The organism is Thermoanaerobacter brockii subsp. finnii Ako-1 (genome assembly GCF_000175295.2).
Lineage (GTDB): Bacteria > Bacillota > Thermoanaerobacteria > Thermoanaerobacterales > Thermoanaerobacteraceae > Thermoanaerobacter > Thermoanaerobacter pseudethanolicus.
Map to the genome: position 1 here is coordinate 1,397,831 of NC_014964.1, position 14,829 is coordinate 1,412,659.

The following is a 14,829-nucleotide window of genomic DNA, read 5'->3' on the forward strand; positions in this document are numbered from 1 at the left end:
AATCACCGCCCAATATTAAGCCTTGCCATAACTTCCTCTTCTTTTTCCCTCATAATTTTTCTTTCTTCTTCAGTTTCATGGTCATAACCCAAAAGATGCAGCATGCTGTGAGCTGTTAAATAAGCTACTTCTCTTTCAAAGGAATGTCCATATTCCATTGACTGCTCTAAAGCTTTTTCTAAAGAAATAACTATATCTCCTATTGGCTGTACCTCTTCTGAATCTTCCTCTATTTCCTCAACTTCCCCATAAGTATCTTCAAACTCTGCTAAAGGAAATGACAAAACATCCGTCGGCTTATCTATACCTCTATAATATTTATTTAATTTTCTAATTTCCTCATTATCCACAAAAGACACACTTACTTCAACATTATCAATAACCTCTTCTACCTCTAATACTGTTTTTATAACTTTTTCCACCAATTCTTCCAAATTTATTGCATCAACTTTATCTTGTCTGTTGTCTATCAAAATGTTCATTCTAACACCTCTTTATTTTGATTTGGTTCAATATCAGGATACTCAATTCTTTTATGAAACATACCAGTTAAAGCAGTCAAAAAAGAATTTTTTATAGTTTTAATATCTTTTAAAGTTAAATCGCTATCTTCCAACTGACCATCATTTAATCTATCTGCGACGATTTTATCAATCATATTTTTTATATTTTCCTCAGTAGGTTCCGGGATAGATCTCACAGCTGCTTCTACAGAATCTGCCAACATCAAAATGGCAGACTCTTTGGTAGAAGGCTTTGGACCTGGATATCTGAAAGATTCTTCTTCGCAAGATTCCTCTTCATTTTGTAAAGCCTTAGTATAAAAGTATTTCACTAAGGAAGTACCATGGTGTTCTTTTATCAAATCAATGACTTGTTGAGGAAGTTTATACTTTTTAGCTAATTCTACACCATCTTTTACATGGGAAATTATTACTAATGTACTTAAATCAGGAGAAATTTTGTCATGCAAATTTTCTCCTGAAAGCTGGTTCTCTTTGAAAAAATAAGGTCTTTTAATTTTACCTATATCATGGTAATAAGCCCCCACTCTAACTAACAAACTGTTTGCTCCAATAGCATCAGAAGCAGCTTCTGCGAGATTTGCTACTACTATGCTGTGGTGATAAGTACCAGGAGCATCCATCATAAGTTTTTTAAGAAGCGGATTATTGGGATTTGATAGCTCTAAAAGTTTTAAAGGAGTTAAGATATCAAAAGCTGCTTCCCAAAAAGGCAAAGTACCAATAACCAAAATTATACTAAAAGTTCCACTGACAATTCCCCATAAACTACTTTTTAATACAGAAATTATATCATTGCTATTTAAAAGCCCTATTCCTACAATACTTACAAGATTTACCCCACTGACGTAAAGACCCGCTTTTACAAAATCTAAACGTTGCTTAGAATGAGAAAGTTTTACTGCACCAATCAATCCCCCTAGCAATGACATAAAAATAAATTCTTGGTTAAAACCCACCATTAAGCCTACTAAAAGAGAATAAATTATGTCAATCATAATAGCAATATAAGGATCTATTAAAACAGAAATTAGCATAGGCAAAGTAGCAGCAGGAATTAAAAGCGGTTCAATCTCTTTAAAGGCAACAGCTAATAAAAGATAAAAAATACCTGTTAAGCACAACAATTCAATGTACATTTTTTTTGTAGTAATCTTTTTGTCCAATTTTATAATATAATACACTGATAAAAAAAGTGACAAGCCTAAAATCAAAAATAAGCCTATTATCATTCCATAGTCAATCTTACTGCTACCTTTTAAGAGACCTAAAGATTTCAAAACCTCAATTTGTTGTTGTGTCACCACTTCTCCACTGACTACGATATTTTGTCCTTTTTTATACATAACCGGCTGTACTCTTTCCTCTGCTTCTTTTTTAGCAAGGTTTGTCTCATAGGCATTATATATCATATTAGGAACAATAACAGAAGATAAAATCTTAACAGCTACTGGTTTTACTTCTTCAGAAATATCAGAACTTTCTACAACACTCTTGGCATCGTTTAAAACAGTAGGCAAAGCATCTTCTGTAATCTGCCTTGCCATAATTGCTTTTTCTGTCGATAATACCACCGATTCCATGTTTATAAGGGTATTATCATCTATTTTTAAAAGCAAAGCCACGTCATTATCTTCTAAACCTATGGGACTTACAGCTTTAAAGTCCTGCAATTTCTTTTCTTCTGTTTCTGAAGATTTGCGTACATCTCTTAATTTATTAAAAAAATCAACTAGCTTAAGATAAGATTCTTTTGCAATATTTTCATTATAATCATATTTGGGATTGACCGCATTTACTGCTTCCTCTATTTTCTTTTGAGTAGCAACTACATCTACTACATCTTTAGGAGCTTTTATGTCTTGAGTAGCTACGTCCCCAGCTTTTAAGTCAAATTTTGGAGGCGTTACACTAGTATAAACTAAGGCATAGGAAGAAACAAAATAAAAAATAACAAAAAAAATGATTATCAATTGCTCATTTTTAATTATATTTTTTATATGTTTGTCCAGTTTTTTCATGGATTATTCCCCTCGCTCTGGGATTTCTGATTTGTTTTCCTCCATGTTCTTCTCATAAATTTCATAAGCTTTTATGATTTTAGCTACAAGAGGATGCCTTATCACATCTTCTTCAGAAAGCATTACAAACTCTATACCTTCTATTCCTTTTAATATCTCCATAACCTCTTTTAGTCCGGATTTTTTACCTCTTGGCAAATCTATTTGAGTAACGTCACCAGTTATAACTGCTTTAGAACCAAAACCTATACGGGTTAAAAACATTTTCATCTGCTCAGGAGTGGTGTTTTGAGCTTCATCAAGTATTATAAAAGAATCGTCCAAAGTTCTACCTCTCATATAAGCTAGGGGTGCTACCTCAATTAAGCCTTTCTCCATGTATTTTTGGAAAACTTCTGCTCCTAAAATGTCGTAAAGCGCATCATATAAAGGTCTTAAATAAGGATCAACTTTTTCTTGCAAATCTCCTGGCAAAAAACCCAACTTTTCTCCTGCTTCAACAGCCGGCCTTGTTAAAATTATACGACCTACTTCTTTATTTTTCATTGCAGTAATAGCCATTGCCATAGCCAAATAGGTCTTGCCCGTACCGGCAGGTCCTATTCCAAATACAATCTGATTTTTTCTTATAGCTTCTACATACCTCATTTGCCCATAAGTTTTGCACCTTATCTGTTTGCCTCTAGCTGTTATACAAACAATATCAGACATTAAAGACTTTAGTTTTTCTTCTTCTCCTGCCTCAATCATATTCATAGTATACAAAACATTTTGAGTAGTAATCACATCTCCCTTTTCAATCATTCCCATCAATTTGTTAAAAAGTTTATTAGCAGATTCCACGTTTTTTTCTTCCCCCGTTATCTTAATAATTCCTCCTCTTAACACTATCTTGACATCTAATCCCTCTTCTATTAACTTAATATTTTCATCAAAGTTGCCAAACAAATTGGCAGCTTGCTCCATATCCTCAATATTAATAGCTAACTCCTTAATCAATGTTCCCCTCCTATATAAGAAATTTTTTCTTTCATTCCTATTTCCTCTAAAACCTCTGCAGTAATATTGGCTCTTAATATTTTATCTTGTATAATCACATAACTTTCTTTTTTATTTACTATCTTACTTTGAGGGCCTAAAACCTTCTCCAACTCCTTTAGTGCTTTTTCAAAAGCAATATTTTTTGCTTCCTCTTTAGATAAAACAATAGTTTTAGGTTTGGTTTCATAGTATACTTCTTTTATTATTCTAACTGGAAAGTTTTTTGATATTATCTCTTTTTCCTCTTTTTCAAAATTCTTAAAGTCTACTTTTTTAGGGGATATAGTTATAGTATTGTTACCAAAGATTATTTTTGTAACAGTTATTTTGTTGTTTGTCCTCTCAAAGACTTCTTTTTTGAGTTCGGCGTCAGCATAAACTTCATACCATGTCCTCCCAATAATTTGGCCATCAGCATGTACAAATCTTGTCTCTAGTCCTGGCTTTTCAATTATCCCTGTAACAATTATATCTCCCGCTTTTACTGTATCTCCAACTTTTTTTACCGCTTCCCCTTCTAAAACCGTCATCTTATAAATTATACCATCTTTTTTAGCTATTATATTGCATGGTTCATCTTTTGACAATACCTCTTGAGGTTTTGTTTTACCTACAACTTTTACAAAAGCATTAGTACCCTTTATATTTATTCCTATCCACGATATATCATTATTTTGTAATAAAAATTCTGTCTCTATTTTATTAACATCTATAGCAAATTTAGAAACTCCTGGCTTTAATCCTAAGTATGAAAGCTTTTCTAAAACTACTTTTTCATTTACATTGTTGACGGTCTCTATATTAATTTCCCATATAAAAGTAGAAAATGCATAAATAAGTATAAGAGAAACTATTGCCCCTAAAACCAACAATTTCCTTCTTTTTAATCGAGAAATCACAAAAGGCAATCCTTTTTTAGAAATCACTGAAACACGACAATTAGTTTTTTTCGCAAAAGATACTATTTCTTTAAAACCCTTTAAACTCACTTTTGCAACTATAGTAGTATAATTCTTACGCTCAATATCCCAAATATAGACATCATTTACCATTATGAGATTTAAAAATTTTTCAATTGACAAACCTTCAATCTTAATAATAACATATCCTTTTAAAAAATTCCATAATTTTATTGCAACCAAAAATACTCCTCCTATACCATTATTTCTATATTCATTATTTCGCCACTAATCGTTATAATCTCTGTCATTATAGAATTCACAATCATATTTTTACCTAATATTCTAACAACTCCAATTGTTGTATTTACCCTAATCCTTTCAGGAATATACTCAATAATTCCCTTGTGGTTTTCTATAGTAACATGGGTTTTCCCTATCAAAGTTATTTTAGGGAGATTCAACAGTACCTCTTTTGGAAAGTCTATTGCATTTACAAGTTCGTTTTTTGTCCCATCTTTCATACAGTAACCTCCCTTCTTTTAAAATTTTATGAGGAAGAAATTAAAAAAATTCTCTTGCTTTTTTATAGGTAATAGACCTTTTGAGTAATTAGAAAATGTATTATAATGAAAGTAAGAAAATAAATATTTCTATTACTGTAAATTATTTTTTGGGGGGATTTGCCTTGGAGAAAATAGTAATAATTTTTACGGGTGGAACTATATCCATGAAAAATGACCCTAATTTAAATGCTGCTATACCCTCTTTATCAGGAAAAGACATACTAAAAATGGTTCCCAACATAAAAGAAATTGCCCAAATTGAAATAATCCAATTTGGTAATTCCCCAAGCCCTCACCTTACTCCTGAGCTATTGGTAAATTTAAGACGAGAAGTTGAAAACGTAATCAAACAACAAGTAAAAGGAGTCGTCATTACTCACGGTACAGATACATTAGAGGAAACAGCATATTTTTTAGACTTAACTATAAATTCTGAAAAGCCAATAGTCTTGACTGGAGCCATGAAAAATTCTTCTGAAGTTGGATACGACGGTCCCAATAACTTAATTGCTTCTGTAATTACTGCTTCCTCAGAAAAAGCCAAAAATAAAGGAGTGTTAGTAGCTTTCAATAACGAAATACATGCAGCACGAGATGTCACAAAAACTCATACTTCAAGTATTGACACTTTTAAAAGCCTTGAAACAGGTCCAATAGGTGTTGTAGATAATAACAAAGCGTATTTTTATAGGAACATTGAGACAAGAAATTATATACCAGTAGACCATTTAGAGCCAAGAGTCAGTCTTCTAAAAGTCGCCTTTGGTATGGAGGATAAAATTATCAGATTCCTTGTTGATAGCGGAGAAAAAGGAATAGTAATAGAAGGAACAGGAAGGGGAAATGTACCTCCAAAATTGGCTGAGGGCATAGAATATGCTATATCAAAGGGAGTAATTGTAGTGTTAGTTTCAAGATGTCCTATGGGAAGAGTTGATGCCTCTTACGGTTATAAAGGTGGCGGAAAGCATCTTGAGTCCTTAGGGGTAATCTTTGGAGGTAATCTCTCAGGGCAAAAAGCTCGCATAAAACTCATGGCAGCTCTTGCTTATTCCAATAATTACAATGAAATCAAAAAATTATTTGAAGAAGAAAAGACTTGATACCTAATGGCATCAAGTCCTTTGTTTACTGTAGATACTTGTTTACCATGTCTTTAACAAGGTTGCCATCTGCTCTCCCTTTTACGATTGGCATTACCTTTCCCATCACTTTTCCTATATCGCTTTTAGTTTTAGCACCAGTTTCTTCGATAGCTTTTTTTACTATTTCCTCTATTTCCTCTTCGGATAGCTGCTTCGGTAAATAAGAAAGCATAATCTCAATTTCTTTTTTGGCTTTATCCACTAAGTCTTGCCTTCCACTTTTCTCGTAATCCGGCAACACTTCTTTTCTTTGCTTTATCTCCTTAGAAATTACATTGATGACCCCTTCATCGTCTAATTCTTTTTGAGTATCTTTTTCAACTTGGAGAATAGCTGCTCTTACCATACTTAAAATATTCTTTTTGAAATTATCTTTGTTTTTCATAGCTTCTACCATATCTTTGTATATTCGCTCTTTTAGGGGCATGGCAAGCACTTCCTTTATTTATTATATTTATATTTTCTTTTTCTTGCTGCTTCGGATTTTTTCTTACGTTTTACACTGGGACTTTCGTAATGCTCTCTTTTGCGAACCTCTGATAAAACGCCTGCTTTGGAACATTGGCGCCTAAATCTTCTCAGAGCATTGTCCAATGATTCGTTTTCGCCGACTCTTACTTCAGCCACTACTCTCCCTCCCTCCAGATAAACTGCTCAAGCTAAGCTGCGTATTCTGCTGCGATGTCTTGCTGAAAATTCTCATTTTATTATACTCCTAAAACCATAATGTGTCAATGATTAACCTGGTGGCCAAGTCATAAATCTACCCCCTAAAAGATGAAAATGTATGTGATATACCGTTTGTCCCCCGTCATTTCCACAGTTTGATACAATTCTATAACCTTTTTCGTCAATGCCCTCTTTTTTTGCCAATTCTTTTGCCACCATATAAGCATGAGATACTATATGTTTGTTATCCTCATTTAAATCTAACAATGTCGGTATATGTTCTTTTGGCACAATGAGGATATGCACAGGTGCTTGGGGGTTAATATCTCTAAATGCTACTACTAAATCATCTTCATAGACTATATTGGAAGGTACTTCTTTATTTATAATTTTACAAAAAATGCAATCTGACATCCTTTCACCTCCTCTTTTTATATTCTACACATCAGGTTAAATTCCTTCAATTTCTCCAATTAAGAAATTATCTTTTATTTCTTTTATTTTCACTGGAAAAATCTCATTTCTAAGTAACTTTATATCCCCTTTAACAGCTATACTTAAATAATTATCAGTCAAGCCTTCTACATAACCCTCCATATTCTTTACTGGTTGTTCAAAGAGGACTTCCAAAGTTTTCCCTATAAAACTCTCCATAAATTTATATTCACACCTATTAGACAATTCTATGAGCTTTTTACTCCTATCTTCTTTTATATGATTTGCAACTTGATTTGGAAAGTTGTATGCTCTTGTACCTTTTCTCCTTGAATATTTAAAAACATGCATTTTGCTAAAACAAATCTCTTCCACAAATTTGTAAGTCTTGAGAAACTCCTCTTCCGTTTCACCAGGAAATCCCACCATAACATCTGTAGTTATCGCCACATCCTTGATGTATTCTCTTAACCTATCAATTACACTTTTGTACTCCTTTGTAGTATATCTTCTTCCCATTCTTTTTAAGGTTTCATCACATCCACTTTGAAGGGATACATGATAATGCCTGCACATCTTAGGCAAGTTAGCTATTTCTTTCACAAACTCTTCAGTTAAAAAAGTAGGCTCAATAGAACTAAGTCTTATCCTTTTTATGCCATCTATTTCATGAATCATCTTTATAATGTCCAAAAGCCCAATATTTTTTAAATCTTTGCCATAGGAAGCTATGTGTATACCTGTGAGAACAATTTCTTTATACCCTGAATCAGCAAACCTTTTTACTTCATCTAGTACTTTTTTGGGGTCTCTACTTCTCACAGGTCCCCTGGCGTAAGGGATTATGCAGTAAGTACAGTATTGATTGCAGCCGTCTTGAATCTTTATATATGCCCTTGTCCTTTCTGTATAAGCTGTTACTCCAAATTCCTCATATTCCTTTTGAGTCATTATATTATTTACCACACTCAACTTTTGATTTTTTTGTGTAAATTCCTCTACTAATTCCACTATTTTGTCCTTATTTTTCGTACCAATCGCTATGTCCACTTCCGGAAGAGAAAAAGCTTCCTCTGGACTTACTTGCACATAGCAGCCAACAGCTACTACCAGCGCATCAGGATTTTTCTTTCTAGCTTTTCGTATCTCCTGCCTTGACTTCATATCACTTCTATTTGTTACAGTACAGGTATTTATTACGTAAACATCCGCTTTTTCATTAAAATCAACTACTTCATAACCAGCTTTTTTAAAAAGCTCAGCCATGACTTCTGTCTCATATTGATTTACCTTACACCCCAAAGTATAAAAAGCAACAGTTTTTTTATGACCATATCTTTCATAAAATTCCTCATTACTAAGAGTTAAATCTACTTTTGCCACTTTAAAAATGCTCCTCCTATTAAATCTCTTTTTCATATTATATCACATATTATAACATGCTATTGTACACAAAAAAAAAACATGCCCCGAAAAGCCTTTTATTTTGCTCCTATGTTAGCTTTTCCGCTGCTTCATTTAACCATCTTGGAAGCTTGACTGTCTTTTTCATATTTTTGTTTATGAATTTTACACAAACAAAAATGTGGACTTGACCTCTTCAATAGCTTTTTTTCTACATTTTTGTCAGTAGAATTTAAAACAGTATATTGTCCAGGATGCATAGAAACTCTCATTCTATTTTTTTATTTTTCCTCCAATTTTTAAAAGCCTATCTTTAAAAATTTTCCACCACGTAAATTTATTTATTTCATTTGAACCAAAAGGTATCAAATCTGATGTGATTCTAAAAAGCTTTATATTATTTTCAACATTGAATAATATTTTCGAGAGAATTTAAGTTGTACACAATTAATTCTAATAATTTTTCTTCAGTTGCATTTTCTTTTTTTATAGCTTTTAAACTAGGTGTTCAAAACTCTTACTGTTAAACAAGCATATCTTATTGCTATATTATTTTCCATCTTTTATTTATTTGAGATGGTATATCTATTTTTGCCTTTTGCTTTGCTTACATACATTAGTCTATCTGCTTTTTTTAGTAATTTTTCTGGGGTATCCTCTTTTTTAATCATAACCCCTCCTATAGAAGCAGAAACTTTTATTATTTGTCCTTTTTCTTCAAAAAAAGAGTTTTCTATAAGGGTAATCATTTTTTGGGCTAGTTCCTCTATTGAATTTATGTCTTCTATTTCAAATATGACAATAAATTCATCTCCTCCAAATCGTGCTACTATGTCATTTGCTCTTAAATTGCTCTTCAAAGTCTCTCCTATCATTTTTAAGACTTTATCTCCTATATGATGACCATATAAGTCATTTATGTCTTTAAAATTATCTAAGTCGATAAATAAAACAGCAAATTTTCTATTATACCTTTTTGTCTCTTTTATTTTTTCTTTTATAAAAAAGTCTAATCCTCTTCTATTTAAAACTCCTGTAAGTTCGTCTATAAATGCTAAATTTCTTAGTTTTTCTAGTTCTGTTTTTATGATTTTTACATCTGTTACCTCATTGAAAATTTCTATTGCTCCCATTACTTTCCCTGTTTCATCTGCAATAGGTAATACTTTCACATAAACAGGGATTCTATGACCAGATTTGTTATGTAAAAATACTTGTTTTTCTACAAAAGTATTGTTTTTAATAGCATAAACTAAAGGACATTCTCCCTTGCAAAGTTCTGTACCCTTTTCATCTATATGTTTTAAGATGTTGTCCCAGCAGTGAGAATTAAGTACTTCCGTTTTTTTAAAACCAGTAATTTCTTCTGCTCTTTTGTTCCAATAAAGAATTTTTCTCTCTGTATCTACAAGGTATACACCATCTGATAGATTTTCAAAAACCGATTCGCACACCCCATCTTTTAAAAACATTAAAATCTTCCTTTCATTAAAAATTTTATATAATTATGATGTTATAATTATATTGCTATTTCGATTTTTGCAATAAAAGAATAAAAATTAATTTTAAATTTCAAATTAAAATTATAAAAAGCATGAAATACAGCCTTTCAAAAAGTTAAAAGAAAGGCTACATATTTTAATCATTTTATTCGACTCTTGAAACATCAATCTGAAGTTCATCTAAGTATTTTATCAATATTTTTGAGGTTTCTTCTATTTCTTCTAATATTGTTTCTGCTTTACTGATATTACCTGTATGATAAGCATCTATAGCTTCTTTAACTAAAGAATGTATTTTAATGTGGGGCTCTTCAATCTTTTTAAAAGAAGTCATAGCTTTGATACTTTCATTATTTACAGAGTAGTACCACCCACCTAATGAACATGTGTGATGGTTACTAGCATCACCGCTTAAAGGTTCAAAACCTAAAAGCATGTTATAAACCTTCCATTTCCATAGTAAATGGTCAACTTTATATAATTCTATATGGTCAGAGATTTTCATAAAGTGGGCTTTTTCTCTTATTTGTGTCCTTGTTTTTTCTAATCTTTTGCTTAAATCATATATTGCTTTTCCTACATCTATACTCAAAGTTTTAATTTTATCCGCAAACCCGGCATTTTCTTCATTTGTTGCAGACATTTCCTGTATGAACGCAGATTGTTCCTCTACATTAGCTGTTATTTCTTCAATATGCTCTTGAACATGGTTGGTCTTTTCAATTATATTACTCATAGCTTCTATTGCTTTTGTAGACAAATCCTTCCCTTTGCTTAATTTGTTTGCTGCAGTTGATATGTAAGATACAGCTTTTGTCATTTCATTTTGAAGTAGTTCTATGTTATTACCAATTCTATCCGCCGATATCTTAGTATGTTCTGCTAATTTTTTAACTTCCTCAGCAACAACAGCAAACCCTCTTCCGGCTTCTCCTGCACGAGCTGCTTCAATTGCGGCATTCAGCGACAGAAGATTTGTTTGGTCAGCTACTCCCCTTATTATCTCTACTACTTCATTTATCTTTTTCATACCTTCAGTTAAAGAATTAATTAGATTATTTATGTAATTAAATTGTTCTAACATTTCATCAACAAATACAGTTAACTCTTCTACCGAAGAAGTCCCTTTTCTGGCTTGTTCAAGCGCATCATGCATTTCTTCAGTAATATCTGTAGCTTTTGTAGCAATTTCCTGGGAAGCAGATGCCAATTCTTCTGTTGTTGTAGCTACATCATTTAATCTTGCAGATTGCTGTGATACCATTTCTAAAAGTTCTCTCAAAAATTCCATTTTAGCAGTAACTGCAACAGCATCATTTATATCTAGAATAGTTTCTTTGGTAATTCTTTTGAAAGATTCAGCACAATTTACCATTTCGTTGTTTATTTTATCTAAGTTTCCTATACCTTCTACTTTACTCAAGTTATATGTCCCTTTAGTTATTTCTTTTAAGTTATTTTCCAACATAGTAATTACACTATCAAATTTATCATTACCTAAAGATTTATTTTCTTTTTTTAAAAACATGTTTTTCTCCTCCTTTTTTTCGTTTGTTTGGCTTTCAACCCGCAACTTTTTCTACAGTTCTTTCTTTTTCTTCTGTTATTACAGATATGGGATCAATAAGTATTATAACTTTATCTTCTTTTTGGCTAAACCGGAAATATATTTGAGATTTTCTCATCTTAGATTAATTACACCTTCTATATACGAAGGCATGCCAGGAATTTTTATAGGTGTTTCATATTTTGTTATTTCCTCAATCCTTATAAATTTCAATACCCTACTCTTCGCTATTTAAAAGAAAAATAACATACTGTTTTTCTATCATTTTATTTCTCCTTTCTACGTTTTAGTTTTTGTATTATTGGATATTACTTTATAAATTGCAGATACGTCACCACCTTTTCTTTAATTAAAATTAAGTATAAATAACTAGATATATAAAAACAATTGTACCTAAGAGATTCCTTTTTTTACACCACTTTCTCTTTTCTTAATAGCTCTTTCCAATGATAACACAACGAAAATATTATATTTTCGTGGAAGGTTTTTTAACTCTAATATAGCTTCCTGTTCATTTTTAATTTTCCCTTTGTTATAAGGCCTTTCCGTTGTCATGGCATCAAATGAATCACAAACTCCAATTATTTGTGCAACCAACGGAAAATCATTTAAGCCAAATGGATAGCCAGAACCATCAAGTCTTTCATGATGATAAAGCATTCCCGGGATAAGATCTTTTAAAGAAGGAAAAAACTTTAATATCTCATTGCCATATAGCGGGTGAATTTTTATAATATCATATTCAAGCTCTGTAAGTTTCCCAGGTTTATTGAGGATATCTTTGGGAACTATAAATTTGCCAATATCATGTAAAAGAGCACTTTTACAATTTAGAATTTTCTCTTCTTGTGATAATTCCAATTCTTCAGAAACCAACTTTGTAAGTCTAGCTACTCTTACACTATGTAAGAAGCTTGTATAATGATGATACTTAAGTTTTTTCAATAAATATCTTATTAAATAACAATCATTTAGATTATTTGGTCTCATCTTACATCATCCTTATATGATAGTTTTTCATAAATTTCCATCTTGCTATAATTATTATTAAATTATTATAATTCGACAAAAAATTCAAAATACTTCAAAAAAAAAAAAAAAAAAAAAAAAAAAAAAAAAAAAAAAAAAAAAAAAAAAAAAAAAAAAAAAAAAAAAAAAAAAAAAAAAAAAAAAAAAAAAAAAAAAATTATGCAATTTTCTCCATGCATCTTAAAAAGCTTTAAAACTATCTGGATTTATGTCAATATAGTAGACACAAAAACTCGGAATTTTTATGCTGACTTTTTAATTAAATCCTCAAATTGTTGCAAAGTCTATAGCCTATACTACTATGTAGTCTCTTTCTATTATACCAGGATTCAATATACTCGAATATAGCAAGTCGGGAAGTATCAAAATCATAGTAAGTAGCTAAATTTACTTCTTCCTTTTTAAAAGAAGCATGAAAAGATTCTATACACGCATTATCATAAGAGCATCATAATATTTTTTATTTTCCTCGATAAACTCAAATATAGAGTTTACTCCTTTGCAAATATGGCCATGGCTTTTTTAATATTTTATTCTCCTCTTCAAGCCTTGCCATCTTTTTTAACATAGCATGACATTCTGCTACTGTAATTGTTGTGCCCTTGTTGTCTATATTTATTGGTTTTGCTTTTTTCAACCAACCTGATATTGTGGATTTTGAGATGCCATATTCGCTTGAAAGCTCTGATAGACTTTTACCATGGTTATACAACTCTACTATAGTATTCTTGAATTCATCATTATACTTTGTCCTCTTGGTATTTTGTAGACACTACTCTCTTTATATTTTTATTTTATCCTGTTCGTGTTAAAGTGTCTACAATAATATACTAACACCAAATACTTGAAACCACCGATTACATAAACACAATCCCTTGAATATGTTTGTCCTTTAACTGATACATAACCGATATTGGGATCCATTAATAAATATACTTTATCATAAGTGTCAGCATAGTATTCATATCCTCGAACTACCATAGTATGCCCCGTACTACTGCTAGTTGGATACATCCCCTCTTTAAATTCCATAATCTCCCATAGAGGAATTTTTCTCCCAACATAGAATTACGTGCCATTTTTAATTTTACAAGCATTGTGCATAACAGTAAATTTAAGTAATGAAGGAGAACAGTCCCAATAGTTCATATATAAATTTATCTAACTTTATTTTCATTTTTAAATGCCTTCACATATAAAACTATAGACCTTCTAAAATCCTCTATTTATTACTTATTGCATAAATGAGGTAGTGGTCCACAGAAGTTATATAAATTGTCTCATCTGAGACAATAGCATGTAATGAAATAATATCATCAACTGTTTCAAATCTCCATTTGAGTGTACCATTAAAAGCCAAAGTAGAACTTTTAATCCTTTTCATTTTCTTTCTTTCCTTTCTCCTCTTAATTTTCCATCCCCTCAAAGCATGCAATACTTCAAAGTGTCTTGAATTTTTTTGCCCCAGTTTTTACAAAATAAAAAACTATCTCTTACCGAGTATCATTTTGTATAGATGTCTTATAATCATAATTCTTCATCGCACCAAGATGTTCTTTATCAAGAACAGGTGAAACCGCAATATATCTATTGTTATTATTAATAAGGCTACTAATCAAATCATAAAACACTTCACACATTATTAATTCTTTATCGCTTCCGAAATAAAGGTTGTGAAACCTACATAATTCCAAAAAACATTCCTCTTCTATAGCGAACAATTCTTCTAAGAGAGAATGTATTTTAAATTCATTCGCCTCAATCAACTTATCAATAGTTAAAGGATAAATGTAGTACATTTCATCAAATAAAAAGCATACAAAATCTCCCAAATGAATTCGAAAACTGCTCATATTTTCTTTCAGATTATAACAATTTAAAAATCCTCTTTTATTATTTTGAATTAGTTCTTTTATCTCATCGGGAATGACAACATTTTCATCAAAGTATGACATTGTATTAATGCCTTCATACTCAAGTTTATCATATTGCAATTCTGCAATATCCGTTTCTGGTAGGAAAGTGAG

General features: G+C 31.2%; 18 protein-coding genes and 2 pseudogenes. 1 reads left to right on the forward strand and 19 read right to left on the reverse strand.

What is annotated here, in order from left to right:
• Positions 1-2: 2 nt before the first annotated feature.
• From ybeY to yqfC, 5 genes are read right to left on the reverse strand one after another with little or no spacing between them, the layout of a single operon-like run.
• Positions 3-482, reverse strand: a complete 480-nt coding sequence (gene ybeY, locus THEBR_RS06940) for an rRNA maturation RNase YbeY (RefSeq protein WP_003867917.1) — start codon at positions 480-482, stop codon at positions 3-5.
• Positions 479-2,545 (reverse strand): HD family phosphohydrolase, encoded by a 2,067-nt coding sequence (locus tag THEBR_RS06945; protein WP_012269407.1) that lies wholly within the window; start codon positions 2,543-2,545, stop codon positions 479-481. Before THEBR_RS06945 ends, ybeY begins: the two co-directional genes overlap by 4 nt.
• A 3-nt stretch (positions 2,546-2,548) precedes the next feature.
• The gene (locus THEBR_RS06950) at positions 2,549-3,544 is read right to left on the reverse strand and encodes a PhoH family protein (protein WP_003869507.1); all 996 of its coding nucleotides are present in this window, start codon (positions 3,542-3,544) and stop codon (positions 2,549-2,551) included.
• Positions 3,541-4,728 carry a sporulation protein YqfD gene (gene yqfD / locus THEBR_RS06955; protein ID WP_009052245.1) on the reverse strand — a complete coding sequence of 396 codons (1,188 nt, stop codon included), beginning with the start codon at positions 4,726-4,728 and terminating at the stop codon, positions 3,541-3,543. The genes THEBR_RS06950 and yqfD overlap by 4 nt, the downstream gene beginning before the upstream one ends.
• Before the next feature lie 11 nt (positions 4,729-4,739).
• Positions 4,740-5,009 carry a sporulation protein YqfC gene (yqfC, locus tag THEBR_RS06960; protein ID WP_003867921.1) on the reverse strand — a complete coding sequence of 90 codons (270 nt, stop codon included), beginning with the start codon at positions 5,007-5,009 and terminating at the stop codon, positions 4,740-4,742.
• A gap of 95 nt (positions 5,010-5,104) precedes the next feature.
• On the opposite strand from yqfC, the gene THEBR_RS06965 reads away from it, so the two are divergent.
• Positions 5,105-6,154 (forward strand): asparaginase, encoded by a 1,050-nt coding sequence (locus THEBR_RS06965; RefSeq protein WP_012269408.1) that lies wholly within the window; start codon positions 5,105-5,107, stop codon positions 6,152-6,154.
• Positions 6,155-6,179: 25 nt separating this feature from the next.
• On the opposite strand, the gene THEBR_RS06970 is transcribed toward THEBR_RS06965, so the two are convergent.
• The 14 genes and pseudogenes from THEBR_RS06970 to THEBR_RS07015 form a co-directional block, all read right to left on the reverse strand.
• A complete protein-coding gene (locus tag THEBR_RS06970; protein WP_003867923.1) occupies positions 6,180-6,623 on the reverse strand; it encodes a GatB/YqeY domain-containing protein in 444 nt (147 codons plus the stop codon).
• A gap of 14 nt (positions 6,624-6,637) precedes the next feature.
• Complete coding sequence (gene rpsU / locus THEBR_RS06975) at positions 6,638-6,823, reverse strand: 30S ribosomal protein S21 (protein ID WP_003867924.1); 186 nt, start codon at positions 6,821-6,823, stop codon at positions 6,638-6,640.
• Positions 6,824-6,934: 111 nt separating this feature from the next.
• Positions 6,935-7,279, reverse strand: a complete 345-nt coding sequence (locus THEBR_RS06980; RefSeq protein ID WP_003867925.1) for a histidine triad nucleotide-binding protein — start codon at positions 7,277-7,279, stop codon at positions 6,935-6,937.
• A gap of 36 nt (positions 7,280-7,315) precedes the next feature.
• Positions 7,316-8,683 (reverse strand): tRNA (N(6)-L-threonylcarbamoyladenosine(37)-C(2))-methylthiotransferase MtaB, encoded by a 1,368-nt coding sequence (gene mtaB / locus THEBR_RS06985; protein WP_003867926.1) that lies wholly within the window; start codon positions 8,681-8,683, stop codon positions 7,316-7,318.
• A gap of 131 nt (positions 8,684-8,814) precedes the next feature.
• Positions 8,815-8,976 (reverse strand): hypothetical protein, encoded by a 162-nt coding sequence (locus THEBR_RS12785; protein WP_019907585.1) that lies wholly within the window; start codon positions 8,974-8,976, stop codon positions 8,815-8,817.
• Between the two features lie 291 nt (positions 8,977-9,267).
• Complete coding sequence (locus THEBR_RS06990) at positions 9,268-10,176, reverse strand: GGDEF domain-containing protein (RefSeq protein WP_012269410.1); 909 nt, start codon at positions 10,174-10,176, stop codon at positions 9,268-9,270.
• A gap of 175 nt (positions 10,177-10,351) precedes the next feature.
• Entirely contained in the window at positions 10,352-11,734 is a 1,383-nt protein-coding gene (locus THEBR_RS06995; RefSeq protein WP_012269411.1) for a methyl-accepting chemotaxis protein, read from the reverse strand.
• 34 nt (positions 11,735-11,768) lie between these two features.
• Positions 11,769-11,891, reverse strand: a complete 123-nt coding sequence (locus THEBR_RS12630) for a hypothetical protein (RefSeq protein ID WP_013570818.1) — start codon at positions 11,889-11,891, stop codon at positions 11,769-11,771.
• A complete protein-coding gene (locus tag THEBR_RS12790) occupies positions 11,888-11,986 on the reverse strand; it encodes a chemotaxis protein CheW (RefSeq protein WP_353784554.1) in 99 nt (32 codons plus the stop codon). Before THEBR_RS12790 ends, THEBR_RS12630 begins: the two co-directional genes overlap by 4 nt.
• A 180-nt stretch (positions 11,987-12,166) precedes the next feature.
• Positions 12,167-12,763 (reverse strand): HD-GYP domain-containing protein, encoded by a 597-nt coding sequence (locus THEBR_RS07000; RefSeq protein WP_012269412.1) that lies wholly within the window; start codon positions 12,761-12,763, stop codon positions 12,167-12,169.
• Between the two features lie 281 nt (positions 12,764-13,044).
• Positions 13,045-13,250, reverse strand: a pseudogene (locus tag THEBR_RS11805) (integrase core domain-containing protein); the annotation flags it as partial.
• 30 nt (positions 13,251-13,280) lie between these two features.
• A pseudogene (locus THEBR_RS07005) lies at positions 13,281-13,547 on the reverse strand (transposase); the annotation flags it as partial.
• Between the two features lie 477 nt (positions 13,548-14,024).
• The gene (locus tag THEBR_RS12240) at positions 14,025-14,186 is read right to left on the reverse strand and encodes a hypothetical protein (protein WP_003868803.1); all 162 of its coding nucleotides are present in this window, start codon (positions 14,184-14,186) and stop codon (positions 14,025-14,027) included.
• 109 nt (positions 14,187-14,295) lie between these two features.
• Positions 14,296-14,757 (reverse strand): hypothetical protein, encoded by a 462-nt coding sequence (locus tag THEBR_RS07015; protein WP_244262382.1) that lies wholly within the window; start codon positions 14,755-14,757, stop codon positions 14,296-14,298.
• Between the last annotated feature and the right edge of the window lie 72 nt (positions 14,758-14,829).